Genomic DNA, 25,808 nt, shown 5'->3' with positions numbered 1-25,808 from the left:
GATGAGCAGAGAGGTCGCCGGGGTCGACAGCCAGGCCGGGCCTCCGGTCGCTATCCGGCCGGAGGCGATCCGCAACGTGCTGGTCGTGGGTGCGGCGGGCGCGGGGAAGACCACCCTCGTCGAGCGGCTGCTGGTCGAGGCCGGCGTGCTGAACCGGGCCGGGACCACCGAGGACGGCACCACGGTCTGCGACTTCGACGAGATCGAGCACCGCCAGCAGCGCTCCGTGGCCCTGGCCCTCGCGCCGCTGGTGCACGACGGCGTGAAGGTCAACCTGCTGGACGCCCCCGGGTACGTCGACTACCTCGGCGAGGTGCGCGCGGGCCTGCGGGCTGCCGACTGCGCCCTGTTCGTCATCGCCGCCAACGAGGGGGTCGACGAGCCGACGCGGGCGCTCTGGCGCGAGTGCGCCGACGTGGCCATGCCCCGCGTGCTCGTCGTCACCAAGCTCGACCACGCCCGCGCCGACGTCGACGGCGTAGTGGCCCAGGCGCAGGGCGTCTTCGGCGACCGGGTGCTGCCGGTCCACCTGCACGACGACGGACGTGTCGTCGGCCTGATCACCGACGACCACGGCCACGAGGCGGAGCGGGCGGCGCTCATCGAGGGGATCATCGAGGAGTCCGAGGACGAGACCCTGATGGAGCGCTACCTGGCCGGCGAGCCCATCGACACCGATGTCCTGGTCCGAGACCTGGAGCTCGCCGTCGCCCGGGGGTCGTTCCATCCCGTCGTCCCGGTTGACTCGACCAGCGGCGCCGGGGCCACGGAGCTGCTCGACCTCATGGTGTCGGCCTTCCCCTCACCACTGGAGCATCGGCTGCCGACGGTCTACACCCCCGCGGGCCGTCCAGGCCCGGCGATCGCGTGCGACCCGGCCGGTCCGCTGGTCGCGGAGGTGGTCAAGACGACCACCGACCCCTACGTGGGGCGGGTCAGCCTGGTCCGCGTGTTCTCGGGGACCGTGCGGCCGGACGCCTCGGTGCACGTGTCCGGGCACCGCTCGGCGTGGGCCGGCACCGGCACCGACCCGGCCTCGAGCCACCCGGACCACGACGAGGTGGAGCGGATCGGGAGCCTCTCGGTGCCGCTGGGCAAGACCCAGCGCACTGCCCCGGCCGTCATCGCGGGCGACCTCTGCGCCATCGGACGGCTCCGACGGGCCGAGACCAGCGACACCCTCGCCTCCGTCGACCTGCCGCTGGTCCTGGAGCCCTGGCGGATGCCCGAACCCCAGCTGCCGGTGGCGATCCGGGTCACGGCGCGCAGCGACGAGGACAAGCTCGGCCTGGGACTCCAGCGGCTGGCCGCCGAGGACCCCACCCTGCGGGTCGAGCACAGCGACGAGACCCACCAGATCGTGCTGTGGACGATGGGCGAGGCCCACGCCGACGTGCTGCTCGACCGGCTCGCGACCCGCTACGGCGTGGGCGTCGAGGAGGTCGAGCTCCGCGTGCCCCTGCGGGAGACGTTCGTGCGGCCCGCCACCGGCCACGGCCGGCACGTCAAGCAGAGCGGCGGGCACGGGCAGTACGCCGTGTGCAGCATCGAGGTCGAACCACTTGCGCAAGGGGCCGGCTTCGAGTTCGTCGACCGGGTCGTCGGTGGTGCCGTGCCCCGACAGTTCATCCCCTCGGTCGAGAAGGGCGTCCGGGCGCAGATGGCTCAGGGCGTCGAGTCCGGCCACCCGATGGTCGACCTCCGGGTGACCCTGACCGACGGCAAGGCGCACAGCGTCGACTCCTCCGACATGGCGTTCCAGACCGCCGGCGGGCTGGCGCTGCGCGATGCTGCGACCCGAGGCGGGACGTGCCTCCTCGAGCCGGTCGACGAGGTGGAGGTGGTCGTCGCCGACGCCCTGGTCGGCACGGTCATGGGGGACCTGTCCGCGCGGCGGGGGAAGGTCCTGGGCAGCGAGCCCGCCGGCGAGCCGGGCCTGGTCGTGGTCAGGGCCCAGGTGCCCCAGCTGGAGCTGCGTCGCTACTCCGCCGACCTGCGCTCCATCACCCACGGCTCGGCCTCGTTCACGCGCGCGTTCGCCCGCTACGAGCGGGTCCCGGACCCGGTGGCCACGACGCTGGAGCCCGCTCCTGACTAAGCCGCCCGCGTGAACGTGACCGGAACGGGACGACGCACGCCGCGGTGGACGGCGTACCCCACGAGCCCGACGGCCAGCAGGGCGATGCCCCACAGCCCTTCGGAGAGCGGCATCAGCCCGGGCGCCAGCAGGAACGCCACCAGCCCCAGGTCCAGCACGGCGGCCACGCCGACGGCCACTGCCGCCTGCCACGACCGACCCGTACGCCGCCACGCCAGCGCGAGCGCCAGGACCAGGAGCCCGGCGGCCGCGATGTTGAACCCGTGGAAGTGGACCACCGCGGCAGCGGCCTCCCCGGCGGGGTCGGGCGCGGGGGTGGCCGCCCCGGGCGCCAGCGTGTCGAGGCCCTCGGTGCCGCCGGCGGCCAGGAGGGACGCCCCACCGACCAGGTGCAGGAGCCCCCACCCGGCCAGCCCCCAGACGAACACCTCGCGACCCACGCGCGAGCGCACGGGTGCGGCCTGCCCCGCGCTCACGACAGGCTCCGCTCGAGCTCGACCGCTCGCTCGGCCAGCGTGGCCAGGTGGTCGTGCCAGCCGCCCTGGTTGCTCTCCAGGTCGACGGGGTCCACGAACCCGCGGTGGGTCACCACCAGGCGGGTCCCCTCCCCCTGCGGCTCGAGCGTGAAGGTCACCGAGGTGACCAGCTCCTCGTCGAGCGAGCGCCAGGTGTGCACGAGCCTGGTCGGGGGCTCGATCACCTCGTAGAACCCCTCGATCCCGACCGTCAGGTCCGCGGCCGGGATCGCGATGGACAGGCCCAGCCGCCCGCCGAGCCGGACGTCCATCGACTCCACGGTCACGACCGACCCGGCAGGCCCGAACCAGCGGGCGTAGAGCTCCGGCTCCGTGAGCAGGCGGTAGACGGTCTCCGGCCTGGCGTCGACCAGCTGGTCGACCTCCAGGCTCAGGTGGGTGGTCTCAGTCACTGTCTTCTCCTTCTGCCTCGAGGTGGGCAGCCACGGCAGCCAGCCGCTCCAGGCTGTGCTCCCACAGACTGCGGTAGCGGTCGATCCAGTCCTCGGCGAGCAGGAGCCGCTCCGACTCCAGGCTCAGGACGTGCCGGCGACCGGCCAGGCGACGGGACACCAGGCCGGCCTCCTCCAGCACCTTCACGTGCTTGGTGATGCCCGCCGGCGACAGGTCGAGGCCCCGACTGGCCTCGCCCACGCTCAGCGCGCCGCGCTCGGCCAGCTGCACCAGGATGTGACGCCGGGAGGCGTCGCCGAGGGCGACGAACAGTCGGTCCATCGCCGCCGGGGACATGCCTGCAAAGTTCGCCATATGGCAAACATTACGCTGATTGGCGTACTAAATCAATAGTGCGACGTCAGTGCCGCTCGCTCCGGACCAGGCGCACGGCCAGCAGCAGGTCGATCAGCTCGTCCACGCGGCGTACGTCGCAGCCGGTGCGCTCGGCGATCCGCTCCAGGCGGTAGTAGACGGTGTTCGCGTGCACGTGCAGCTTCATCGCAGCAAGCTTGGCGTTGAGGTCGTGGGCGACGTACTGGCTGAGCGTCTCGACGAACATGCCGTCGCCGGCCAGGTCCTCCAGCACGAACGCCCGCACCTCGGGGCGCACCATGCGCTGCGCCTCGGTGCCGTGGGAGGCCACCAGGAAGTCCAGGGTCGACATCTCGGCCAGGCTGCGGACGCCCGGGGCGGACAGGGCCCGGCCCGCCATCCGGGCCTCGTCGTAGGCCTCGGGCACGTCGTGCAGGCCGGCACGCGCGGTGCTGACGCCGACCTCGGCGAAGACGCCCTGGCCGGACAGCGAGGTGACCGCGCTGCGCAGCCCCTCGAGCACCCGGCCCTCGGAGCCGGGGCTGACCGGCAGCACCGCGACCACCTCGTCCTGGCGGACGACGGCCAGGCCGCGACCGGGGCTGGCCAGCGCCGTCCGGAGCCGGAACAGGTCGCGGCGGCCAGCGGGCGCCTCGTCCGGGGCGGGCACCCGGCCCACCGCGACGAACAGGGGACGGTCCTCGGCCAGCCCGACCTCGGCCAGGGCCACCACCCGGGGTCGCACCGTGGGCGGCCGACCGGCCAGCAGGTCCTCGAGCAGGTCCCGGGCCAGCCGGGCGGAGTCGGCGATCTTGAACTGCTGCGCCTCGAGGTAGGCCTCCGCCGCGGCGGTGCTGCCGACCTCGATCGTGCGCATCACCTGGTTGACCAGGAGCAGCGCGGCGTCCTTGGCGCCGGGGTTCTCGCGGACGCCCTCGAGGATGTCGTCCCAGAGCGTGATCTGCCCGATCCGGAACGCCTTCATGAAGTCCGGGAGCGCGATGCCGAGGTCCACGCGGCGCATGGCGTGCCGGCTGGTCCAGGGGAAGTCGGCGCGGCCCGGGTTGCGACGCCCGTCCACGCTGGCCAGGAACGCGAGGAACACCTGCCGGCAGTGCGCGGCCACCTCCGGCTTGAGGGTCTGGTCGGCGCGGTCGCCGTAGGCGTCCACCTCCGCCCAGATCGCCTCGGTGGCGTCGTGGGCGACGGCGTCGGCGCGCCCCCGGACCCAGTCCGCGAGCACCTCGACCCCACGGGCGTCGTCGTGCAGCGACAGGACGTCCTGGACCATCACCACCTCCCCGGTAGTCACCCGCGATCCTCCCCCATGAGCCCCGGGCGCACCACCGTTCGTCCAGATCCGGTTGTGACCCGGGAACGAACCGGGGCCCGAGGATTTGGGCAGCCGCCCAAAGACACGCCGCACCGACAGCACGCACGATGAGTGCCACGTCACACGCCTCCCCAGCGGAAAACGGAGTCACATGCTGAGTGCACGCAACCTCGAGGTCGTCTACGACGACGTCGTGCTGGCCCTCCGGGGGGTGAGCCTGGAGGTCCCGGAAGGCAAGATCGTGGCACTGCTCGGCTCCAACGGAGCCGGCAAGACGACGCTGCTGAGGGCCCTCACCGGCCTGCTCGGCATCCACGAGGGCGCGGTCACCAAGGGCGGCGTCGACCTCGACGGCAAGCCCCTGCACCGCACCTCCCCGGAGAAGATCGTCAAGAACGGCGTGCGCCAGGTGCTCGAGGGCCGCCGGGTCTTCGTCGAGCTCAGCATCGAGGAGAACCTCAAGGTCGGGGCGCACACCGCCCGCCCGCAGATGGCCGACAACCTGGAGCGGGTCTACGGCCTGTTCCCGGTGCTGGCCGAGCGGCGCGGCAAGGTCGCGGGCTACCTGTCCGGCGGCGAGCAGCAGATGCTGGCGATCGGCCGGGCGATGATGTCCGACCCCCGCTACCTGCTGCTCGACGAGCCGACCCTGGGGTTGGCCCCGCTGATGGTCGAGGCGATCCGCGACGTGATCCTGGAGATCAACCGGACCGGCACCAGCGTGCTCCTCGTCGAGCAGAACGCGACGATGGCGCTGTCGGTGGCCGACCACGGCTACGTGATGGAGACCGGCCGGGTGGTCATGGACAAGCCGGCCGCCGCGCTGCTGCGCGACGACGACGTCCGCGAGTTCTACCTGGGCCTGCACCCCGGCGAGGACGGTCGCAAGTCGTTCCGCGACACCAAGCACTACCGGCGGAAGAAGAGGTGGTCGGCATGAGTGCACCCGTGGCCCGGCTCGACGACGTACACCTGTCCTTCGCCGGCGTGAAGGCCGTCAACGGGGTCAGCTTCGAGGTCAACCCCGGCGAGCTCTTCGCGATCATCGGCCCGAACGGCGCCGGCAAGACCTCGCTGTTCAACGTCCTGTCCGGCGTCTACCGCCCGCAGCAGGGCTCGGTGCGGTTCCTCGGCGAGGACATCCTCGGTCGCCGGCCGTTCCGGATCGCCGCCATGGGGATGGCCCGCACCTTCCAGAACATCGCGCTCTTCGAGCACCTCACCGTGCTCGACAACCTCATGCTCGGGCGGCACCAGCACATCGGGTACGGCGCGGCCGCGGCGTTCCTGTGGCGCGGCAAGGCCCGCAACCAGGAGCTCGAGCACCGCCGCTTCGTCGAGGAGATCGTGGACTTCCTCGAGCTGGAGGCCTGGCGCAGCCTGCCGGTGGGGCTCCTGCCCTACGGCGTGCAGAAGCGCGTCGAGCTCGGCCGGGCCCTCGCCATGGAGCCCAAGCTGCTGCTGCTCGACGAGCCGGTCGCCGGCATGAACCTCGAGGAGACCGAGGACACCGCCCGCTACATCCTCGACATCCGCGACGAGCTGGACGTCCCGATCATCATGGTGGAGCACGACATGGGGCTGGTGATGGACCTCGCCGACCGGATCATGGTCGTCGACTTCGGCACCCCGATCACCACCGGGACGCCGGCCGAGGTGCAGCAGCACCCCGACGTCATCCGCGCCTACCTCGGTGAGGAGATCGGCTCATGAGCACCTCCAGCCCGGTCACCCGGATCCGGGACCACGCCACGGTCCGCCCGCACGCCGTCGCCCTGCGCGACAAGCACCTCGGCGTCTGGCGCGAGTACACGTGGGAGGACTACTGGGAGCAGGTCCAGCTCGCCGGCCACGCCTACCTGGCGCTCGGGCTGGAGCCCGGCGACCGGGTCGCGATCCACGCCGAGAACCGACCCGAGTGGCTGATCGCCGACATGGGCGCCCTCGCCGCCCGGGCCGCCTCGGTCGGCGTCTACCCCACCAACCCCGCCGCCGAGGTCGGCTACCTGCTCGGGGACTCCGGCGCCAAGGTGATCCTCGCCGAGGACCAGGAGCAGGTCGACAAGACCTTCGAGGTCCTCGACCAGGCCCCGGACCTGCGCAAGGTGGTCTACCTCGAGCCGCGCGGCATCCGGAACCGCTACGACCACGAGCTGCTGATGCCGTGGGAGGACTTCCTCGAGCTGGGCCGTGAGCACCGGGACGCGCACCCCGACGCGATCGCCGCCACCATGGACGCCGCCGAGCCCGAGGACCTGGCCACGCTCATCTACACCTCCGGCACCACCGGGCCGCCCAAGGGCGCGATGCTCAGCATCGCCAACGTGGAGTTCGCCATCAGGATCCTCGCCGAGGAGGGCGCCTTCACCGACCCGCCGCCGGGACCCGACGACCTGCTGCTGTCCTACCTGCCGCTCTCGCACGTGGCCGAGCGGATCTTCACCACCTGGTTCAACGCCTCGGCCGGCACCCAGGTGAACTTCGCCGAGTCCGCCGAGACCGTGCCGGCGAACCTGCGCGAGGTGCAGCCCACCGTGCTCTTCGGCGTGCCCCGGATCTGGGAGAAGCTCCTGGCCGGCGTCGAGATCCGGCTCTCCGGCGCCTCCTGGTTCAAGCGCAAGGTCGCCGCCTACTGGCTGAAGGTGGCCGACCGGCTCGGGCACCAGCTCGTCGCCAACGGCGGCGCGCACACCGCCCGCACCCGGCTGGTCTACGGCATCGGCTACGTCGTGTTCTACCGCGCCCTCAAGGACCGGCTCGGCATGCGCAAGGTCCGGTACGCCGCCTCCGGCGCCGCCCCGATCGCCCCCGAGGTGCTCCGCTTCTTCATGGGGATCGGGGTGCCGATGCACGAGGTCTACGGGATGACCGAGAACACCGCCGTCGCCACCGCCAACCGGCCCGGCCGGATCCGGCTCGGCACCGTCGGCGAGGCGCACCCCGGTGTCGAGGTCAGGATCGACGAGGCCACCGGCGAGATCCTCACCCGGCACCCCGGGGTCTTCGTCGGCTACTGGCGCAAGCCCGAGGCGACCGCGGAGGTCCTCGGCGCGGACGGCTGGCTGCGCACCGGCGACGTCGGCGAGTGGGTGGAGGGCACGCACCTCAAGATCACCGACCGGATGAAGGACATCATCATCACCGCCGGCGGCAAGAACATCTCGCCCTCGATGATCGAGAACGAGCTCAAGGCGTCGCCGTACGTCCGCGAGGCGATCGTCGTCGGCGACGGCCGCAAGTACCTCACCGCGCTCATCGGCATCGAGCTCGACACCGTCGGCGAGTGGGCGCAGCGCAAGCAGCTCGGCTTCAGCACCTACAAGGACCTGACCGCCAAGCCGGAGGTCGTCGAGCTCATCAGCGGCGTGGTCAAGGACGTCAACACCCGGCTGGCGCAGGTCGAGCAGGTCAAGGAGTTCCGCCTGCTGCCCAAGGAGCTCGACCACGAGGACGGCGAGCTGACCGCCACCCAGAAGGTCAAGCGCTCCGCCATCGCCCAGATGTTCGACGACACCGTCTCCGAGATGTACGCCAGGAGCAGCTCATGACCGACTTCCTGGAGGTGCTGCTGCGCGGGCTCGGGGTGGGCTCGGTCTACGCGCTGCTCGCGCTCGGCTTCGTCATCATCTACAAGGCCACGGGCGTGATCAGCTTCGCCCAGCCGGCGCTCATGCTCACCGGCGCCGTCGTCACCAGCTACGTCGCGCCCGCGATCGGCTTCATGCTGTTCACCGGGCTGACCTTCTTCGTCTCGCTCGGGGCCGCGGCGCTGATCACCGCGGTCATCGCACTGATCGTGGAGCGGCTGGCGATCCGGCCGATGATCGGCCGACCGGCGTTCGTGGTCGCGATCATCACGATCGGCCTCGACATCGCGATCCGGGTGGTGGCGAGCGGCTTCATCGGGCTCGGCGCCCGGCCGATCCCGAACCCGTGGGGCCTGCAGCGCACCGAGCTGCTCGGCCTGCGCGTGCAGGAGCGGCACCTGGTGTCGATGCTGGCGCTGGCGGTGATCGTGGCCGCGCTCGTCTGGTTCTACCGCTACACCCGCTACGGCCTGGCCATGCGGGCCGCGGCGTTCGACCAGGAGGCGGCGCTCACCCAGGGGGTCAGCGTCGGCAGCGTGTTCGCGATGTCGTGGGCGATGGCCGGTGCTCTGGCCGCCATCGCCGGCACCCTGCTCGCCACCAGCGCCGGCGTGGACCGGCAGCTGTGGATCGTCGCCCTGGTGGCGCTGCCGGCGATCATCCTCGGCGGTCTCGACTCGTTGGAGGGCGCCGTGATCGGCGGGCTGGCGGTCGGCGTCGTCGAGTCGATGGTCGGCAGCTACCAGCGCGACCTCGCCCCCTGGCTGGGCAACAACTTCGCGGGCGTGTCCCCCTACGTCCTGATGCTGCTGGTGCTGCTCGCCAAGCCCTACGGCATCTTCGGCACACCGGAGGTGAGGCGGGTATGAGCACCACGACATCGACCCCGGGCGCCGGGAGCAGTCGCCCCGCCGCCCGTCGGGGCCACCGGTCACGGCGGCCCGGAGGCCGGCCGCACTTCTACCGGTCCTACGGGCAGGAGCTGGCGCTGTTCAACACGCGCCCCAAGCTCTCTGGCGTGGGCGCGATCATCCTGGTCGCGCTGGTGCTCCCGTTCATGCTGGCCGACAACCTGCTGCAGACGCTGGCGCTGGCGTTCGCCTTCGCGATCGGCGCCCTCGGCCTCAACATCGTCACCGGCCTGGCCGGGCAGGTCTCGCTCGGGCACGCGTTCTTCCTCGGCGTCGGCGCCTACACCGCGGCCGCGATCTCCGGGGACCCCGACGGCCGGACCATCGGCTTCGGGATCACGAACATGCTGGTCTGGCTGCCGGCCGCCGGCATCGTCGCCGCCCTGGCCGGAGTGCTGATCGCCCCGATCGCGACCCGGCTGCGCGGGCTCTACCTGGCGATCGTCACGCTCGGCCTGGTCTTCATCGGGGAGCACATCTTCCGGGAGTGGCGCGACCTCACCGGCGGCGCGGGGGTCGGCCGCGAGGCCGCGACGCCGGAGCTGTTCGGCTTCTCGTTCGCACGGTCCAACGCGCTCTTCACCACCGACCAGAACCTCTACCTGCTGATGCTGGTGCTGATGCTGGTCTTCGCGCTCGGGGCCCGGAACCTCGCACGGTCCCGCGTCGGCCGAGCCTTCGCCGCGGTCCGCGACCGGGACATGGCCGCGGAGATGATGGCGATCGACCTGCCGCGCACCAAGCTGGTCGCCTTCGGCATCTCCTCGTTCTACGCCGGGTGCTCGGGTGCGCTGATCTACAGCGTCATCGGGTTCTTCGAGCCGAGCAGCTTCAACCTGCTGCTGTCGGTGCAGTTCATCGCGATGGTGCTGATCGGCGGGGCGGGCACCGTGGCCGGCACGATCATGGGCGCCCTGTTCATCTCGCTGCTCCCGACGCTGACGCGCGAGCTGCCGGCGTACATCCCGATCATCTCGGGGTCGGTGACCGAGACCCCCAACGTCTTCCAGCTGGAGTCGATCCTCTACGGACTGCTGATCGTGGTGTTCCTGCTCTTCGAGCCCCGGGGGCTGTTCGGCATCTGGATCCGGATCCGCACCTACTGGAAGGGCTGGCCGTTCAGCTACTGAGTGGCCCTGACAACCGAGTAACCAACGAAGGAGAAGTGCTGTGAAAGTGCACAAGTACGGAGTGCTGCTGGCGGCACTCGCCATGGTGGCCACCGGGTGCCGTGCCGGCGACGACGGCGGCGGCAGCGAGGCCGTTGACGCCCCCGGCGTGACCGACGACGCGTGCCCGGATGCGGTCAACGAGGACAACGGCTGCATCTACCTCGGCACGATCTCCGACCTCACCCAGGGCCCCTTCGCGCCGCTCGGCGTGCCGATCACCGAGGCCCAGAAGGCCTTCTGGAACAGGGTGAACGAGGACGGCGGCATCGGTGGCTACGACATCGACACCGACAAGTTCGTCAAGGACAACCTCTACAACCCGCAGACCCACAAGCAGGTCTACTCCGAGATCAAGGACGACGTCCTCGCACTCGCCCAATCGCTCGGCTCGCCGACCACGCTGGCGATCGTCGGGGACCTCGAGCGGGACGAGATGATCGCCGCGCCGGCCTCGTGGACGTCGCTGTGGCCGTTCGAGGACACGATCCTGGAGTCCGGCGCGCCGTACTGCGCCGAGGCGATGAACATCGTCGACTACATGGTCGAGAACAAGTCCATCAAGTCGGTCATGTCGGTCGGTTTCCCCGGTGACTTCGGTGGCGACGGCGCGGCCGGTGCCAAGATCGCGGCGGACTCGAACTCGCTGAAGTACACCAACGTCGAGACCGCGCCCGGCCAGGAGGCACAGGCGGGCGCGATCAGCGCGGTCGTCAAGAACAAGCCGGACCTGGTCATCCTGGGCACCGGCCCGACCGAGACGGCCGTGATCGTCGGCCAGGCCGCCGCGCAGGGCTACCAGGGTCAGTTCGTGGGCCTCGGCCCGGCGTGGAACCCGGCACTGCTGGGCACGCCGTCCGCCAAGGCGCTCGAGGCGCTCTACCTGGCCTCCGGCTACTGGGGCAGCTTCGGCACCGACACCCCCGGCCACGAGGCCATGCGTGAGGCCGTGGGCGAGGTGGAGCAGGAGAACGACGGCTACACCGCCGGCTGGGCCTGGTCCTACCCGCTGAAGGCCGCGCTCGAGGAGTGGCTGGACGGGGACTACGACAAGACCCGTGCCGGCCTGCTCGAGGCCGTGGGCTCGTTGGAGACCGTCGACTACGAGGGCATGCTCCCCGAGGAGGCCGGCAACCGCGCCGGTGACCCCAACGAGACGATCTTCCGGCAGACCGTGCTGAGCAAGGTCGACCCGAAGGAGCCGGCCGGCCTGGCCCTGGAGGAGGACTTCTTCTCCGGTCCGACCGCCGAGGGCTACGAGTTCGACGGGCCCTGCTTCGAGGGCTGATCCAACCCGCTCGAGATCGGGGAACGCCGCGTCCGCTGCCAGCGGGCGCGGCGTTCGCCGTCGGCGGGTCGAGCGGGTCGGCCGAGCAGCCCGGACCTGTCATTCGGCCGCAATTGCGGCCGTATGACACATTTTCGAGCCGATCCCATGTCATTCGGCCGCAATTGCGGTCGAATTGCACATCCGAAGACCCGGTCGCGTCGGTCGAACACGTGTTCGATTCTCCGCTACACTCGACCCGTGGAGTTCCAGGCGAATCTCTTCGACGTGGCCGAGGCGACCTCGCTGGCCGACCTCGGCGAGACCCGACGTACGCCGCTCGCGCGGGGCGCCTGGGTCGACGTCAGGCCGAACTTCGTCGCCGGGGCCGACGCGGTGCTCGACGCGCTCGTCGCCGGGGTGCCGTGGCGCGCCGAGCGACGGCAGATGTGGGACCGGGTGGTGGACGTCCCCCGGCTGGTGCACACCTACGGGGCCGGCGAGGCGCTGCCGCACCCGACACTCACCGAGGCCCGGTCGGCGCTGAGCGAGCACTACGCGCCCGAGCTCGGCGAGCCGTTCGTGACCGCCGGGTGCTGCTTCTACCGCGACGGGCGGGACTCCGTGGCCTGGCACGGGGACACGATCGGGCGTGGCAGCAGCGAGGACACCATGGTCGCGATCCTCAGCTTCGGCGACCCGAGGCGGTTGATGCTGCGCCCGCGCCGAGACCGGCCGGGGGCGGGCGGCGCCTCGCTGGCGTTCACGCTCTCGCACGGGGATCTGCTGGTCATGGGCGGCTCCTGCCAGCGCACCTGGGAGCACGCGGTCCCGAAGACCGCCACCGCGGGCCCCCGGATCTCCGTGCAGTTCCGCCCCCGCAACGTCCTCTGACGCCGACCCGTCGCTTGTGTCGGCCCACAGACCGTCGACCCGTCGCTTGTGTCCCGCAGGGGATGGGACACAAGCGACGGGTCGGGGATCAGAAGAGGCGCTTGACCACCCAGACCAGCACCAGCAGGCCGGCCAGACCGGCGGCGAACTGCTTGCCGTAGGACTTGATCAGCACCGGGATCACCGTGGCGCCGAGGTCGAGCGCGTCGTCGGCGCCCGCGGACCCCGAGGAGCTCGACGACCCAGCAGCCGCGGAGCGCCCAGCAGCCGACGACCCAGCAGCCCCCGGCCCGGCGGCCGAGCCGCCGGTCGACGCCGCCGCCACGCCGGCTCCCGAGCCGGGCGCCCCGGCTCCCGAAGACATCGCGCCGCCATCGGGCGTGCCGTCCCCGGGGGCGCCGAGGTCGGCCTGGACGTCGTCGCCGGCACGGGCGTCCGCGGAGGCCCCGGGGCCGGCCTCGGCCTCGGATCCCCCGCCGACCTTGCCGGCGAGGCAGTCGACGAACTGCGCGAGCAGCTTGTCGCTGACGTCCTGCATGACACCGCGGCCGAACTGGGCCGGCTTGCCGGTGATCGCGAGGTCGGTGACCACCGTGACCGTCGTACCGCCCTCGACCTCGCTCATGCTCGCGGTGACGTTGGCGCCGGCGGTGCCGTTGCCGCGCTTGTCCTTGCCCTTGGCCTCGATCCGCATGGTGCGCGCGGCTTCGTCCTTCTCGACGAAGGTGCCGGTGCCGTTGTAGACGAGGGCGATCGGCCCCAGCTTCACCTTGCACGAGCCCTTGAACGTGTCGCCCTCCACGGAGGTCACGACCGCCCCGGGGAAGCACCCGCCGACGGACTCGATGTCGTTGAACGCCTCCCAGGTCTCCTCGATCGACGCCGGCACCGTGAACTCGTGGGTCAGGTCCACGCGCTCACCCCCCGGCCGCGGCGAGCACGGCACGCCGGGTGAGCACGGTCGCTAGGTGCCGGCGGTAGTCGGCGTCGCCGTTGAGGTCCGAGGGCGGGTTCGTGCCCTCGGCCGCGGCGCCGGCCGCCTCCCGTACGGCGTCCTCGGTGGCCGGCTGCCCCACGAGGGCCTGCTCGACGGCTCGGGCCCGCAACGGGGTGGAGCCCATGTTGGTCAGGCCCACCCGGGCCTCGGCGATCGTCCCCCCGTCCGCCTTCACGGTCGCGGCCACGGCCACGATCGGCCACTGGTGCGCGACCCGCACGAACTTCTCGTAGTGGGCGCCCCAGCCGGTGTGCTTGGGGATCCGGACCTCGGTGAGGATCTCGTCCTCACCGATCGCGGTGGTGAACAGGTCCTCGAAGAAGTCGTCCGCGGCGACGGTCCGGGTGCCCCCGGATCCGGCGATGACGAACTCCGCCCCCAGGGCCAGCGCCGGCGCCCCGAGGTCACCCGCCGGGTCGGCGTGCGCCAGCGCACCGCCGAAGGTGCCGCGGTGCCGGATCTGCGAGTCGGCCAGGTGCTCCACCGCCTTGCTGATCAGGGCGGCGTGCTCGGCGACCGCGGAGTCGGAGGCGACCGTGGCGTGCGTGGTCATCGCCCCGATGACGAGGTGGTCCCCGTCGTCGCGGATCCCGCGCAGCGACTCGATCTTGCCGAGGTCGATGACCATCTCGGGCGCGTTCAGCCGCATCCGGAGCACCGGGAGCAGGCTCTGTCCGCCGGCGATGATCTTGGCGTCGTCGCCGTGCTCGGCGAGCGCGGCCAGGGCCTCGTCGAGGCTGGTCGGTGCCAGGTAGTCGAACTGGGCGGGGATCACTGGGCTGCTCCGTCCGTGCGGTCGGCCACGTCGGCCGGGTCGAAGTGGGGTGCGGCGTCACCGGTGGTCGGGTCCGCCCCGCCACCGTCCTTGGCGTGGATCGCCTTCCAGACCCGTTCGGGCGTGCACGGCATCTGGATGTCGTTCACCCCGAAGGACCGGACCGCGTCCACCACGGCGTTCACCACGGCCGGGGTGGAGGCGATCGTCCCGGCCTCGCCCACGCCCTTGGTGCCGAGGGTGTTGGTCAGCGACGGCGTCGAGCGGTGCCCGATGTCGAAGTTGATCGTGTCCGCCGCCGTGGGCACCAGGTAGTCGACGAACGAGGCCGAGACCAGGGTGCCGGCGTCGTCGTGGACCGCCTCCTCCCACAGGGCCTGGGCGATGCCCTGGGCGAGCCCGCCGTGCACCTGACCGGCGACGATGAGCGGGTTGATGACGTTGCCGATGTCGTCGACGCAGGTGTACTTGCGCATCTTGACCTGGCCGGTCTCGGTGTCGACCTCCATCGCACACAGGTGGGTGCCGTGCGGGTAGTTGAAGTTCACCGGGTCGTAGGTCGCGTCGGAGTCGAGCGAGGGCTCGACGCCCTCGGGGTAGTTGTGCGCCGCGAACGTCGCCAGCGCCACCTCCCCGATGCCCAGCCCCTGGTCGGTGCCGCGCACCGAGAACCGGCCGGAGCTGAACTCCAGGTCGTCGACGGAGGCCTCGAGCAGGTGGGCCGCGATCGGCTTGGCCTTCTCGATCACCTTGTCCGCGGCCTTGACCAGCGCCTCGCCACCGACCACCAGCGACCGCGACCCATAGGTGTCCAGGCCCTTGTGCGCGATCTGGGTGTCCCCGTGCAGCACCTCGACGTCCTCGAACGGGACCCCGAGCCGGTCGGCGATGATCTGGCTGAACGCCGTCTCGTGGCCCTGCCCGTGCGCCGAGGCCCCGGTGAGCACCTCGACCTTGCCGGTCGGCAGCATCCGCACGCTCGCGTGCTCCCAGCCGCCCGCGCCGTAGTCGAGCGAGCCGAGCACCCGGGAGGGAGCCAGGCCGCACATCTCGGTGAAGGTCGAGACCCCGATCCCCAGCTGGATCGGGTCACCGGACTCCCTGCGCCGCTGCTGCTCGGCCCGGAGCTCGTCGTATCCGAACTTCTCCTTGGCCTTCTCAGTGGCCGCCTCGTAGTTGCCGGAGTCGTACTCCAGTCCGGCGACCGTGGTGAACGGGAACTCCTCGTGGGTGATCCAGTTCTTCTCCCGGATCTCGAGGGGGTCGACGCCGACCTCGACGGCGAGCTCGTCCATGATCCGCTCGATCGCGAACGTCGCCTCGGGCCGGCCGGCGCCGCGGTAGGCGTCGGTCCAGGTCTTGTTGGTGAGCACCGTCTGGCAGTTGAACTGGTACGCCGGGAACTTATAGATCGAGTTGTACATGAACGCCCCGAGCACCGGGACGCCGCCGCCGATGAGAGAGACGTAGGACCCGAGGTCGGCGAGCAGCTCGACCTTGAGGCCGGTCACGCTGCCGTCCTTCTCGGCCGACAGGGTGATCTTCTGCCACTGGTCGCGGCCGTGGTGGCCGGCCATCAGCGACTCCGAGCGGGTCTCGGTGTACTTCACCGGCCGGCCCAGGCGTCGTGCCAGGACCATCGCGATGAACTCCTCCGGCGTGGTCTGCAGCTTGCCGCCGAAGCCCCCGCCGACGTCCGGGGCGATGACCCGGATCTTGGACTCGGAGACGCCCAGCACCGCGGCGAGCAGGAACCGCAGGATGTGCGGGATCTGGGTCGCCGACCACATCGTGATCTGCTCGCCGGTCGGGTCGACCACCACGGAGCGGGGCTCCATGAACGCTGGGATCAGCCGCTGCTGGCGGAACTCGCGCTCGACGACGATGCCGTCGCCACGGGCCTTCTCGATGGCCTCGTCCACGTCGCCACCGGTGCCGGCCTGCGCGGAGTCGAAGACCCACAGCGCCGACTTGTTGGTGCCGAGGTCGGGGTGGGCCAGGACGGTGTCCGCGGCGGCCTCCTTGAGGTCGAGGGCCGCGGGAAGCTCCTCGTAGTCGACGTCCACGAGCTCGGCGGCGTCGCGGGCCTCGGCCTGGGTGCGCGCCACGACGACCGCGACGATCTCCCCGGCGAACGTCACCCGGTCCACCGCGACCGGCGGGTGCGGCGGGGTGACCTGGTCGGGGGTGATCGGCCAGGCGTTGGGCAGCGAGCCCTGCTCCTCGGCGACGTCGGCGCCGGTGATGACCGTGACGACGTTCGTGGCGGCCTTGGCGTCCGCGGTGTCGATGTTGGTGATCTTCGCGTGCGCGAACGGGCTGCGGACCATGGCCATGTGCAGCATGCCCGGGAGGGCGAGGTTGTCGGTCCAGCGGGTGCGCCCGGTGATCAGGCGCTGGTCCTCCTTGCGGCGCCGGTCCCGGCCGATCTCCGTGGCGGTCGTGGGCTCCTCGGTGACGGTCATGCCGCCCCACCTCCCGAACCGGCCGCCGTGCGCACGGCCTTGACGATGTTGTGGTAGCCGGTGCAGCGGCAGAGGTTGCCCTCGATGCCGAGCCGGACCTCCTCCTCGGAGGGGTCGGGGTTCTCCTTGAGCAGGTCGACGGCCTGCATGATCATCCCGGGGGTGCAGAAGCCGCACTGCAGGGCGTGACACTCGTGGAAGGCGGCCTGCATCGGGTGCAGCTCGCCGTCCTGGGCCAGGCCCTCGATCGTGGTCACCTCGCCGCCGTCCGCCTGGACGGCCAGGACGTTGCAGGACTTCACGCTCTGCCCGTCAAGGTGGACGGTGCACGCACCGCAGTTGCTGGTGTCGCAGCCGATCACGGTGCCGGTCTTGCCGACCTTCTCGCGGAGGTACTGCACCAGCAGCATGCGGGGCTCGACGTCGTCGGAGACCTTCGCCCCGTCGACGGTGAGTTCGATCCTGGCCATGTGGCGACTCCCTGACTCTCTGTGGGCGAGTGACTCTCGTCACGGTAGGCGCCCGAGGTTGGAGAAAGGTTGGCGGCCTTGGCGGCGGCGACCGATCTCGATGGTCCCGGAGCGGGGAGCGGGATGGTGAGGGGGGGAGATCAGCGGCCGGCGGCGGCGAGCCGGCCCTTGAGCAGGGCCTTGGCGGGGTGCGCCGTGTCGCCCAGCCGGGCCAGGCAGACCTCGACGACCTCGGTGTCGTACGGCGCGATCTCGACGTAGCGCATCACCGCGTCCGGCTGCGGATCGGCCAGGAGCGCCTCCCGGACGGCGACCGCGACGTAGTCGGCCAGCTCGGTCAGCGCCGGGGAGTCGGTGCCGGGCATCAGGTCGCCGCCGTACGCCGCCACCGCGTCCGCCACGCGGCCCCGACGGAGCAGCTGGATCACGTTGTCGACGTCGATCCGCACCGGCATGGTCAGCCGGTACGGGCGGGACGCGAGCTGGCCGCCCAGCGCGTGCCGCAGGTGGGAGACCTCGGACTTCAGCGTGGAGAGGGTCACCGCGGAGTCGCCGTACAGCAGCGCGTGCAGGTGCTCCGAGGAGAGCCCCTCGGGGTGCAGCGCCAGGAGGGCGAGGATCTCGGTCTGGCGGCGGTTGAGCAGGAGCCGGTGACCGTCCACACGGGCCTGCGCGGTGCCGAGCAGCGTGAGGTCGAGCCCGGGCTCGACGCTCATCGCCTCGACGGCGGCGCGGTTGCCGTAGCGCCCGGTCTCGGGCATCGCGGTCTCGATCAGCCGGGCCATCACCCGGGCGGTGGCCAGCCCGATCGGGTGGCTGCGGTCCCAGGTGGTCGAGAGGTCGATGACCCCGAGCTGCTCGCCGCTGACCGGGTCGTGCACGGGCGCGGCCCAGCAGACCCAGTTGTGCACGATCGAGGCGTAGTGCTCGGCGCTGAACACCATCGACGGCGCGTCCACCCGCGCCGCCAGGTCGAGGGCGTTGGTGCCCACGCTGGTCTCGTCCCACCGGCCGCCGGCGACGAAGTTCACCGTCTCCGCCTTGCGGCGCATCACCCGGCCGCCGTAGGTCCACAGGATCCGGGTGTCGGCGTCGGTGACGGCGACCACCAGGTCGCCGTCCTCGGCGGTACGCCGCAGCTCGGCCTCGACCCGCGCGACCGCGGTCTGCAGCGGGGAGTCCTGCCAGAAGGAGCGGGTGTCGGACTCGTCGGCCATCGGGGCCTCGGCGACCTCGGGAGAGATCGCGGCCCCGGAGCGCTGCCAGGAGTCGAGGATCTCCGGGCGGACCCGGGCCTGCGCGCCGTCGCCCTGCTCGACGAACATGCTCCAGGCCTGGACGGCCTCGAGCCGCCGGTCGTGCAGCTCCCTGTGCGCCTCGCTCACGGCGACTCCTGCGTGGTCCTGTGTTTCCTGTCACCGTATCCGAGGGCCCCACACGGCGGAACGCTTCCGCGACGAAGGCTCAGTCGGTCCCGACGTGGGCCTCGTCGTGGTGGATCCGCCCGGTCGTCCCGGCCAGTCGCTCGCCGGTGCCGCCCCACTGGCCGGCGATGATCTCCGCGGCGATGCTGACCGCGGTCTCCTCGGGGGTCCGGGCACCGAGGTCCAGGCCGATGGGGCTGCTGAGCCGGCTCAGCTCGTGCTCGTCGAGGCCGGTCTCGCGGAGCCGGGCCATCCGGTCGTCGTGGGTGCGTCGCGACCCCATCGCCCCGACGTACGCGACTTCGGGCAGGCGGAGCGCGACCTCGAGCAGCGGGACGTCGAACTTGGGGTCGTGGGTGAGCACGCAGATGACGGTCCGCCCGTCGATCCGGCCGGCCTCGACCTCGGCCTCGAGGTAGCGGTGCGGCCAGTCGACGACCACGTCGTCGGCCTCGGGGAAGCGGCTGGCGGTGGCGAAGACCGGGCGGGCGTCGCAGACCGTGACCTGGTAGCCGAGGAAGCTGCCGACCCGGGCCACGGCGGCGGCGAAGTCGATCGCGCCGAAGACCAGCATCCGCGGCTTGGGGGCGAACGCCCAGACGAACACCCGCATCCCCTCGCCGCGCCGCTCGCCGTCCGGGCCGTACTCCAGCACCTCGCTGCGACCCACCCCGAGCAGCCCCAGGGCATCGTCGTGGATCGCCGCGTCCGCCCTCGCACTCCCCGTCGTCCCCGATAGTCCACGAACTTCGAGTCGCGATTCCGCCTCATCGACGACTCGATCTTCGTGGACTATCCCCTCAGGACGGACGAGGAGGCGGCGGCCGAGGAGGGCGGGGTCGGGGTGGGAGACGACGGTGGCGACGGCCACGGGGCGGCCGGCGTCGAGGTCGGCGGCGATCTCCTCCAGCTCCGGGAAGGTCTCCCGGGACACCTTCTCGACGTAGACGTCGAGGATCCCGCCGCAGGTCAGGCCCACGGCGAAGGCGTCGTCGTCGGAGACGCCGTACCGCTCCAGCGCGGGCGTGCCGGAGCCCACGACCTCCTGCGCCAGCTCGTAGACCGCGCCCTCGACGCAGCCGCCGGACACCGATCCGACAGCCGACCCGTCCGGGCCGACCAGCATCGACGCGCCCGCCGGCCGGGGCGCGGACCGGAAGGTCGCCACCACCGTGCCCATGCCGACCGTCTCCCCGGCCCGCCACCAGGCGAGCAGCTCGGACATCACCTCACGCACGCGCCACGACCTCCACGAGCTCGGCGTACGTCGCGAGCGAGTGCCCGGCGACGAAGTCGTCGACGTGCGGCAGCACCGCCAGCACGCCCTGCTGGACCGGCTCGTAGCCGGCCTTGCCCCGGTGCGGGTTCACCCACACGGTCCGGTGCGCCACCCGGCGGAGCCGGGCCATCTGCTCGGCGAGGTGCGAGGCGTCGCCGCGCTCCCAGCCGTCGCTGAACACCACGACCATCGCGCCCCGGGCCAGCCCGCGGGCGCCCCACCGGTCGAGGAACACCTGCAGCGTCTCCCCCAGCCGGGTGCCGCCGGACCAGTCCGGGACGGTCTCGCCGGCGGCCACCAGCGCCCGCTCCGCGTCGCGCAGCCGCATCGCCCGGGTGATCCGGGTCAGCCGGGTGCCGATCGTGAACACCTCGACCGGTCGCGACCCGGCGCCGGGCGCCGTGGCGAACCGGTGCGCCAGCCGCAGCAACGGGTCGGCGTACCCGCTCATCGAGCCGCTGACGTCGATGAGCAGCACCACCCGCCGAGACTTCACGCCGCGCCGCCGCCAGGCGATGTCGCCGGGCTCGCCCATGCGGCGCAGGGTGTTGCGCAGGGTCCGGTTGGCGTCGAGGTCGCCGCGGTGCCAGCGCTGGTGCCGGGCGGTACGCCGCAGCGGGGAGCGCGGCCGCAGGTCGTCGAACATGCCCTCCAGCCGACGCTTCTCGGACGCCGAGAGCGCGGCCACGTCCCGGTGCCGCAGCACCTCCTCGGCGCTGGCGGCGGCGCGCACCGCCTCGTCGGCCTCGCCGGTCTCGCCGTCCCCCTCAGGGACGTCGAGCAGGACGGTGGACGACGACTCCTGCGCGGGCACGCTGCGCGGCAGCCCGTCCCTGGCGTTGAACCAGGCCTCGAAGACCTGGTCGTAGCGGTCGAGGTCGTCCGGGCCGGCGCAGAGCGTGGCCCGCCCCGCCCAGTACGTCGCCTGCCGGTCGTCGAGCCCGACCATGCTCACCGCGCGGAGGAAGCCGTGCCCGCGGTCCTGGGTGACCGGGACCCCGGCCGCGCGCAGCGCCCGGGTGAAGCCGAGCAGGATCTCGTCCGCGGCGTGCATGGTCAGCCCGCCAGCATCCGGTCCAGCGCCTGGCGCACCCGGTCGCCGTCCTCGCGGTACTTCACCAGCGCGCCGAGCGTGGTCGAGGCGGCCTCGAGGTCGATCTCCTCGGCGCCGAGCATGGTCAGCGCCCGCGCCCAGTCGAGGGTCTCGGCGACGCCCGGCGGCTTGAGCAGGTCGGTGCGCTCGCGCAGGCTCTGGACGACGGTGACGACCTGCCGGGCCAGCACCTCGGAGATCTCCGGCGCCCGGGAGCGCAGGATCTCCACCTCGCGGTCCAGGCCGGGGTGGTCGATCCAGTGGTAGAGGCATCGCCGCTTCAGGGCGTCGTGCAGCTCGCGGGTGCGGTTCGAGGTGAGCACCACGATCGGGGGCGTCGCAGCCTTGACGGTGCCGATCTCCGGGATCGTCACCTGGTAGGTCGAGAGCACCTCGAGCAGGAACGCCTCGAACTCGTCGTCGGCCCGGTCCACCTCGTCGACGAGAAGCACGGCGGGGCTCTCGCGCAGCGCCGCCAGCACCGGCCGGGCCAGGAGGAATCGCTCGTCGAAGAGGCTCTTCTCGGCCTCCTCGACGTCCGTGCCGCCGGCCGCCTCCAGGGCTCGCAGGTGCAGGATCTGGCGTGGGAAGTCCCAGTCGTAGAGCGCCTGGGTGGCGTCGATGCCCTCGTAGCACTGCAGCCGCACCAGCGGCAGGCCGAGCGCCTCCGCGACGGCCTCGGCGAGCGAGGTCTTCCCGGTCCCGGGCTCGCCCTCGAGCAGCAGGGGCCGCTGCATGCCCAGCGAGAGGTAGACGACCGTGGCCAGGGCGTCGTCGCAGACGTAGCCGGTCCCGGTCAGCCGGCGCGCCACGTCGCCGGGGCTGGTGAGCTCCATGACCCGAGGCTACGTGGGTCACGTTGGCCCAAGGTTGGCCGCCTCCAGCCCCAACGTGCGGCGGGGCGCCGGGTCAGCTCGGCCGGTCGACGTCGCGGCCGGTCGCGAGGTCCCCGCACTCGACGACCTCCACCTCCCGGGCGGCCAGGTAGTCGCGGGCCCCGCGGTCGCCGGTGGCCGACTCCGCCACGCCGGCCCAGTGGTCCCGGCCCAGCAGCACCGGGTGCCCGGGGATCCCGTCGTACGCCGCCCGCCGCAGCGTCGTCGCCCCGACCGGAGCGGCCAGCAGCCGAGCGATCACGTCGGCCCCGACGTCGGGCAGGTCCACCAGCGTGACCAGGACCGCGTCGAGCGGCGACAGGGCAGCCAGCCCGGCCCGCAGGGACGCGCCCATCCCCTCCGCCCAGTCGGTCGCGACCACCACCATGGCCAGGTCGTCACCGAGCCGGGCGACCGCCTCGTCCGACGCCGCCCCGAGGACCACGGTCACCGGGTCGCACCCTCCCACCCGCAGCGCCCGGACGCCCCGGGAGAGCCAGTCGTCGACCAGCGCCTTGGGGCGTCCCATGCGCCGACCGGCGCCAGCGGCGAGGAGGAGTCCGTGGACCTGCACGCCCCCACTGTGCCAGCCGGGGCCACCCGGGCCGGCCGACCGGCCGCGTCCGCGGGATGCGCGCTCACCGTCGCCGACGCACAATGGAGAGGTGAGCGACCACCTGCTGTCCGCACGCGCGCGCGTCATGCGCGACCTGGAAGCGACCGGCATCGCCACCGCCGATGTGGTCTCCGCGTTGGAGGACGCCGTCGCCGAGCGACGATGGTGGGCCGACCAGTGGCCCGAGGGCTGCCCGTACGTCGAGGGGCTGGTCGCCCAGGACGTGCAGGACGGGCTGCTGGAGACGCTGGGGCGGTGGCCGTTGTGCACCGGCTGCGGCCCGGACGCCACCCACGCGCTCTACATCCACCCCGAGCTGGGTGGACCCGACCCGATGTGGGTGTGCGAGGTGTCCGGCTCCGTGGTCGCGCCGCTCGGGGCGCTGCCCCGCCGCTGAGCAGGCAGCCGTCACCGAACTCGCCGTGGAACGAGCCGAGGGGCCCCGGCTCGAAAGCCGGGGCCCCTCGGTTCTGCTACAGCGGACGGTCACGGTCACCCTCCGGCGACCGGACCGACCCCCGCTTCGATCAGAAGTCCATGCCACCCATGCCGCCCATGCCACCGGACGGGTCGCCCATCGGGGCGGCCTTCTCCGGCTTGTCGGCGACGACGGCCTCGGTGGTCAGGAACAGCGCCGCGATGGAGGCGGCGTTCTGCAGTGCCGAGCGGGTCACCTTGGCGGGGTCGATGATGCCCTCGGCGATCATGTCGACGTACTCGCCGGTGGCCGCGTTCAGGCCGTGACCCGGGGTCAGGTTGCGCACCTTCTCCGCCACGACGCCGCCCTCGAGGCCGGCGTTGATCGCGATCTGCTTGAGCGGAGCCTCGGTGGCGAACCGCACGATCGCGGCACCGGTGGACTCGTCGCCCACCAGCTCGAGCTTCTCGAACGCCGCGTCGGCCGCCTGCACCAGGGCGACGCCGCCGCCGGCGACGATGCCCTCCTCGACGGCCGCCTTGGCGTTGCGCACGGCGTCCTCGATGCGGTGCTTGCGCTCCTTCAGCTCGACCTCGGTGGCCGCGCCGACCTTGATCACCGCGACACCGCCGGCCAGCTTGGCCAGGCGCTCCTGCAGCTTCTCGCGGTCGTAGTCGGAGTCCGACTTCTCGATCTCGGCGCGGATCTGGTTGACCCGTCCGTTGATCTGGTCCGCGTCGCCGGCACCCTCGACGATGGTGGTCTCGTCCTTGGTGATGACGACCTTGCGGGCCTGGCCGAGCATCTCGATGCCGGTCGACTCCAGCTTCAGGCCGACCTCCTCGGAGATGACCTGGCCGCCGGTCAGGATCGCGATGTCCTGCAGCATGGCCTTGCGGCGGTCACCGAAGCCAGGAGCCTTGACGGCCACGGACTTGAAGGTGCCACGGATCTTGTTGACGACCAGCGTGGACAGGGCCTCGCCGTCGACGTCCTCGGAGAGGATCAGCAGCGGCTTGCCGGACTGCATGACCTTCTCGAGCAGCGGCAGAAGGTCCTTGACGTTCGAGATCTTCTGGTTCGCGATCAGGATGTAGGGGTCCTCGAGGACCGTCTCCATCCGCTCGGGGTCGGTGACGAAGTACGCCGAGATGTAGCCCTTGTCGAAGCGCATGCCCTCGGTGAGCTCGAGGTCGAGCCCGAAGGTGTTCGACTCCTCGACGGTGATGACACCTTCCTTGCCGACCTTGTCCATCGCCTCGGCGATGATCTCGCCGACGGTCGGGTCGGCGGCGGAGATGCTCGCGGTGGACGCGATCTGCTCCTTGGTCTCGACGTCCTTGGCCATGCCGAGCAGCTGCTCGGACACGGCGTCGACGGCCGCCTCGATGCCGCGCTTGAGACCCATCGGGTTGGCGCCGGCCGCGACGTTGCGCAGGCCCTCACGCACCATCGCCTGGGCGAGCACGGTCGCCGTCGTCGTGCCGTCACCGGCGACGTCGTCGGTCTTCTTGGCGACCTCCTTGACGAGCTCGGCCCCGATCTTCTCGTACGGGTCCTCCAGCTCGATCTCCTTGGCGATCGAGACACCATCGTTGGTGATGGTGGGAGCGCCCCACTTCTTCTCGAGGACGACGTTGCGGCCCTTGGGGCCGAGAGTGACCTTGACGGCGTCGGCTAGCGTGTTCATGCCACGCTCGAGACCGCGCCGGGCCTCCTCATTGAAAGCAATCAGCTTTGGCATAACTCCTGCGATTCCTTCACGCTAGAGAGTCGTGGACGGACCGGCTCGTTGCCCGCGACGGACGATCTGGCCGAACCGGCGGACCCTTCCCGCCGACGCTGCAGACCTCAACTCCCCGGTCCGGTTCGTTCTGTCACTCTCATGCTGAGAGTGCCAGCATCATGTTTAGCACTCGGCACCCCCGAGTGCAAGAACGGCCCCCCGCCGGTCGGGCGGTCGGGTCAGCCCCCGACGGGTACGCCGAGGGCCCGGGCGACCAGGTCGGCGAACGGGTCGGCGTTGCCCGGCACCACGTCCAGGTAGAGGCCGGGCTCGATCAGCTCCAGCTCGCTGACCGCGAGGGTGCCGTCGGCCAGCCGCATCATGTCCACCCGGGCGTAGTCGAGGTCGCCCGGCACCAGCGCGCGGGCGGCCGCGACGGCCCCGGTCGCGAGCGTCGCCGCCTCGTCGCGGAGCGGGACGCCCCGGGTCGAGCCGCCGTAGTGCTCGTGCACCCGGATCTCGCCGCCCGCCGGCAGCTTGTCGGCCTGCGAGACCGCGACCCCGTCGAGCACGAACACCGAGGTCTCGCCCTCGGTCCGGACGGCGTCGACGAGCGGCTGGACCACCCACGGGCCGCCGGCCGGCGGCAGGTCGGGATGACTGCGCACGACCGTCCCGAGTCGCGGGTCGGCCGGGTCGTCGACGACCAGCACCCCCACGCCGCCCGCTCCGACCCGCGGCTTGACGACCGCGGTGCCCCAGCGGCGTACCGCCTCGGCCAGCTCGGCGCGCGAGTCGGCGGTGACCGTCGGCACCACCGGCACCTCGGGCAGGTCGCACAGGTAGGCCTTGTCGAGGTTCCACGCGAACACCCCGGCGCCGTTGAGGAGCCGGCCGCCGCGCTCCACGCCGCGGGCCCAGTCGAGGAAGGCCTCGGGCCGGCCGACGTAGTCCCACGTGGCTCGCACCGCCACCAGGCCCGCAGCGGCCCAGTCGACCGCCGGGTCGTCCCACGACGCCCAGCGCCCCGCGATCCCCCGTGCGGCGAGGGCCCGGTCGAGGTGCTCGGCGCCGGGCTCGCCCTGGGGCAGGTCGGCACAGGTCGCGAGGAGTACGTCGGTCACGGCG

Annotated in this window: 24 protein-coding genes; 9 read left to right on the top strand and 15 right to left on the bottom strand. The window is 71.9% G+C overall.

What is annotated here, in order from left to right:
* Position 1 precedes the first annotated feature (1 nt).
* The gene (locus IE331_RS02235) at positions 2 to 2,098 is read left to right on the top strand and encodes an elongation factor G-like protein EF-G2 (protein ID WP_192140061.1); all 2,097 of its coding nucleotides are present in this window, start codon (positions 2 to 4) and stop codon (positions 2,096 to 2,098) included.
* Here the strand turns inward: IE331_RS02235 and IE331_RS02230 are convergent.
* The 4 genes from IE331_RS02230 to IE331_RS02215 are packed head-to-tail and all read right to left on the bottom strand — an operon-like array spanning position 2,095 to position 4,693.
* Positions 2,095 to 2,574 (bottom strand): hypothetical protein, encoded by a 480-nt coding sequence (locus IE331_RS02230; protein ID WP_192140059.1) that lies wholly within the window; start codon positions 2,572 to 2,574, stop codon positions 2,095 to 2,097. The genes IE331_RS02235 and IE331_RS02230 overlap by 4 nt on opposite strands.
* Positions 2,571 to 3,026, bottom strand: a complete 456-nt coding sequence (locus tag IE331_RS02225) for an SRPBCC family protein (RefSeq protein ID WP_192140057.1) — start codon at positions 3,024 to 3,026, stop codon at positions 2,571 to 2,573. The genes IE331_RS02230 and IE331_RS02225 overlap by 4 nt, the downstream gene beginning before the upstream one ends.
* Positions 3,019 to 3,381: an ArsR/SmtB family transcription factor gene (locus tag IE331_RS02220; protein WP_192140055.1), complete on the bottom strand. Its 363-nt coding sequence runs from the start codon at positions 3,379 to 3,381 to the stop codon at positions 3,019 to 3,021. The genes IE331_RS02225 and IE331_RS02220 overlap by 8 nt, the downstream gene beginning before the upstream one ends.
* A 46-nt stretch (positions 3,382 to 3,427) precedes the next feature.
* Positions 3,428 to 4,693: a PucR family transcriptional regulator gene (locus IE331_RS02215; protein ID WP_192140053.1), complete on the bottom strand. Its 1,266-nt coding sequence runs from the start codon at positions 4,691 to 4,693 to the stop codon at positions 3,428 to 3,430.
* A gap of 172 nt (positions 4,694 to 4,865) precedes the next feature.
* On the opposite strand from IE331_RS02215, the gene IE331_RS02210 reads away from it, so the two are divergent.
* The 7 genes from IE331_RS02210 to IE331_RS02180 all read left to right on the top strand — a co-directional run bounded on the left by IE331_RS02210 (position 4,866) and on the right by IE331_RS02180 (position 12,542).
* Entirely contained in the window at positions 4,866 to 5,654 is a 789-nt protein-coding gene (locus IE331_RS02210) for an ABC transporter ATP-binding protein (protein ID WP_192140051.1), read from the top strand.
* A complete protein-coding gene (locus tag IE331_RS02205) occupies positions 5,651 to 6,427 on the top strand; it encodes an ABC transporter ATP-binding protein (protein WP_192140049.1) in 777 nt (258 codons plus the stop codon). Before IE331_RS02210 ends, IE331_RS02205 begins: the two co-directional genes overlap by 4 nt.
* A complete protein-coding gene (locus tag IE331_RS02200; protein WP_192140047.1) occupies positions 6,424 to 8,262 on the top strand; it encodes an AMP-dependent synthetase/ligase in 1,839 nt (612 codons plus the stop codon). The genes IE331_RS02205 and IE331_RS02200 overlap by 4 nt, the downstream gene beginning before the upstream one ends.
* A complete protein-coding gene (locus IE331_RS02195) occupies positions 8,259 to 9,170 on the top strand; it encodes a branched-chain amino acid ABC transporter permease (protein ID WP_192140045.1) in 912 nt (303 codons plus the stop codon). The genes IE331_RS02200 and IE331_RS02195 overlap by 4 nt, the downstream gene beginning before the upstream one ends.
* Complete coding sequence (locus IE331_RS02190; RefSeq protein ID WP_192140043.1) at positions 9,167 to 10,342, top strand: branched-chain amino acid ABC transporter permease; 1,176 nt, start codon at positions 9,167 to 9,169, stop codon at positions 10,340 to 10,342. The genes IE331_RS02195 and IE331_RS02190 overlap by 4 nt, the downstream gene beginning before the upstream one ends.
* A 40-nt stretch (positions 10,343 to 10,382) precedes the next feature.
* On the top strand, positions 10,383 to 11,669 hold the full coding sequence (locus tag IE331_RS02185) for an ABC transporter substrate-binding protein (protein ID WP_201930931.1): 1,287 nt from the start codon (positions 10,383 to 10,385) through the stop codon (positions 11,667 to 11,669).
* 240 nt (positions 11,670 to 11,909) lie between these two features.
* Positions 11,910 to 12,542 carry an alpha-ketoglutarate-dependent dioxygenase AlkB gene (locus tag IE331_RS02180; protein ID WP_404821732.1) on the top strand — a complete coding sequence of 211 codons (633 nt, stop codon included), beginning with the start codon at positions 11,910 to 11,912 and terminating at the stop codon, positions 12,540 to 12,542.
* 88 nt (positions 12,543 to 12,630) lie between these two features.
* Here IE331_RS02180 and IE331_RS02175 read toward each other — a convergent pair whose 3' ends face one another.
* The 9 genes from IE331_RS02175 to IE331_RS02135 form a co-directional block, all read right to left on the bottom strand.
* Positions 12,631 to 13,455: an SRPBCC family protein gene (locus IE331_RS02175; RefSeq protein ID WP_192140039.1), complete on the bottom strand. Its 825-nt coding sequence runs from the start codon at positions 13,453 to 13,455 to the stop codon at positions 12,631 to 12,633.
* 4 nt (positions 13,456 to 13,459) lie between these two features.
* Positions 13,460 to 14,314 carry an FAD binding domain-containing protein gene (locus tag IE331_RS02170; protein WP_192140037.1) on the bottom strand — a complete coding sequence of 285 codons (855 nt, stop codon included), beginning with the start codon at positions 14,312 to 14,314 and terminating at the stop codon, positions 13,460 to 13,462.
* The gene (locus IE331_RS02165; protein ID WP_192140036.1) at positions 14,311 to 16,779 is read right to left on the bottom strand and encodes a xanthine dehydrogenase family protein molybdopterin-binding subunit; all 2,469 of its coding nucleotides are present in this window, start codon (positions 16,777 to 16,779) and stop codon (positions 14,311 to 14,313) included. The genes IE331_RS02170 and IE331_RS02165 overlap by 4 nt, the downstream gene beginning before the upstream one ends.
* The gene (locus tag IE331_RS02160; RefSeq protein ID WP_192140035.1) at positions 16,776 to 17,249 is read right to left on the bottom strand and encodes a (2Fe-2S)-binding protein; all 474 of its coding nucleotides are present in this window, start codon (positions 17,247 to 17,249) and stop codon (positions 16,776 to 16,778) included. The genes IE331_RS02165 and IE331_RS02160 overlap by 4 nt, the downstream gene beginning before the upstream one ends.
* Before the next feature lie 140 nt (positions 17,250 to 17,389).
* A complete protein-coding gene (locus IE331_RS02155) occupies positions 17,390 to 18,634 on the bottom strand; it encodes a helix-turn-helix domain-containing protein (protein ID WP_201930930.1) in 1,245 nt (414 codons plus the stop codon).
* Between the two features lie 79 nt (positions 18,635 to 18,713).
* On the bottom strand, positions 18,714 to 19,910 hold the full coding sequence (locus IE331_RS02150; protein ID WP_192140034.1) for an XdhC family protein: 1,197 nt from the start codon (positions 19,908 to 19,910) through the stop codon (positions 18,714 to 18,716).
* Positions 19,903 to 21,006: a vWA domain-containing protein gene (locus IE331_RS02145; RefSeq protein WP_192140032.1), complete on the bottom strand. Its 1,104-nt coding sequence runs from the start codon at positions 21,004 to 21,006 to the stop codon at positions 19,903 to 19,905. Before IE331_RS02145 ends, IE331_RS02150 begins: the two co-directional genes overlap by 8 nt.
* A gap of 2 nt (positions 21,007 to 21,008) precedes the next feature.
* The gene (locus IE331_RS02140) at positions 21,009 to 21,881 is read right to left on the bottom strand and encodes an AAA family ATPase (RefSeq protein ID WP_192140030.1); all 873 of its coding nucleotides are present in this window, start codon (positions 21,879 to 21,881) and stop codon (positions 21,009 to 21,011) included.
* A gap of 73 nt (positions 21,882 to 21,954) precedes the next feature.
* On the bottom strand, positions 21,955 to 22,494 hold the full coding sequence (locus tag IE331_RS02135) for a nucleotidyltransferase family protein (protein ID WP_201930928.1): 540 nt from the start codon (positions 22,492 to 22,494) through the stop codon (positions 21,955 to 21,957).
* Between the two features lie 91 nt (positions 22,495 to 22,585).
* Here IE331_RS02135 and IE331_RS02130 point away from each other — a divergent pair, with 91 nt between their 5' ends.
* Complete coding sequence (locus IE331_RS02130; RefSeq protein WP_318646752.1) at positions 22,586 to 22,933, top strand: hypothetical protein; 348 nt, start codon at positions 22,586 to 22,588, stop codon at positions 22,931 to 22,933.
* A gap of 130 nt (positions 22,934 to 23,063) precedes the next feature.
* Here IE331_RS02130 and groL read toward each other — a convergent pair whose 3' ends face one another.
* Both groL and IE331_RS02120 read right to left on the bottom strand, forming a co-directional pair.
* Positions 23,064 to 24,698, bottom strand: coding sequence for a chaperonin GroEL (groL, locus tag IE331_RS02125; RefSeq protein ID WP_192140024.1), 1,635 nt, complete (start codon positions 24,696 to 24,698; stop codon positions 23,064 to 23,066).
* A 221-nt stretch (positions 24,699 to 24,919) separates the two neighbouring features.
* Positions 24,920 to 25,804 (bottom strand): ATP-grasp domain-containing protein, encoded by an 885-nt coding sequence (locus tag IE331_RS02120; protein ID WP_192140022.1) that lies wholly within the window; start codon positions 25,802 to 25,804, stop codon positions 24,920 to 24,922.
* Between the last annotated feature and the right edge of the window lie 4 nt (positions 25,805 to 25,808).

The organism is Nocardioides donggukensis (assembly GCF_014842875.1).
Lineage (GTDB): Bacteria > Actinomycetota > Actinomycetes > Propionibacteriales > Nocardioidaceae > Nocardioides > Nocardioides donggukensis.
The sequence above is the reverse complement of the archived record's forward strand: the minus strand, read 5'-3'. Positions and strand labels throughout refer to the sequence as shown.

Coding starts and splice junctions, on each gene's coding strand:
- IE331_RS02235 (WP_192140061.1), top strand. CDS start 2: ATGAGCAGAGAGGTCGCCGGGGTCGACAGCCAGGCCGGGCCTCCGGTC.
- IE331_RS02220 (WP_192140055.1), bottom strand. CDS start 3,381: ATGGCGAACTTTGCAGGCATGTCCCCGGCGGCGATGGACCGACTGTTC.
- IE331_RS02210 (WP_192140051.1), top strand. CDS start 4,866: ATGCTGAGTGCACGCAACCTCGAGGTCGTCTACGACGACGTCGTGCTG.
- IE331_RS02205 (WP_192140049.1), top strand. CDS start 5,651: ATGAGTGCACCCGTGGCCCGGCTCGACGACGTACACCTGTCCTTCGCC.
- IE331_RS02200 (WP_192140047.1), top strand. CDS start 6,424: ATGAGCACCTCCAGCCCGGTCACCCGGATCCGGGACCACGCCACGGTC.
- IE331_RS02195 (WP_192140045.1), top strand. CDS start 8,259: ATGACCGACTTCCTGGAGGTGCTGCTGCGCGGGCTCGGGGTGGGCTCG.
- IE331_RS02190 (WP_192140043.1), top strand. CDS start 9,167: ATGAGCACCACGACATCGACCCCGGGCGCCGGGAGCAGTCGCCCCGCC.
- IE331_RS02165 (WP_192140036.1), bottom strand. CDS start 16,779: ATGACCGTCACCGAGGAGCCCACGACCGCCACGGAGATCGGCCGGGAC.
- IE331_RS02160 (WP_192140035.1), bottom strand. CDS start 17,249: ATGGCCAGGATCGAACTCACCGTCGACGGGGCGAAGGTCTCCGACGAC.
- IE331_RS02145 (WP_192140032.1), bottom strand. CDS start 21,006: ATGCACGCCGCGGACGAGATCCTGCTCGGCTTCACCCGGGCGCTGCGC.
- IE331_RS02140 (WP_192140030.1), bottom strand. CDS start 21,881: ATGGAGCTCACCAGCCCCGGCGACGTGGCGCGCCGGCTGACCGGGACC.
- groL (WP_192140024.1), bottom strand. CDS start 24,698: ATGCCAAAGCTGATTGCTTTCAATGAGGAGGCCCGGCGCGGTCTCGAG.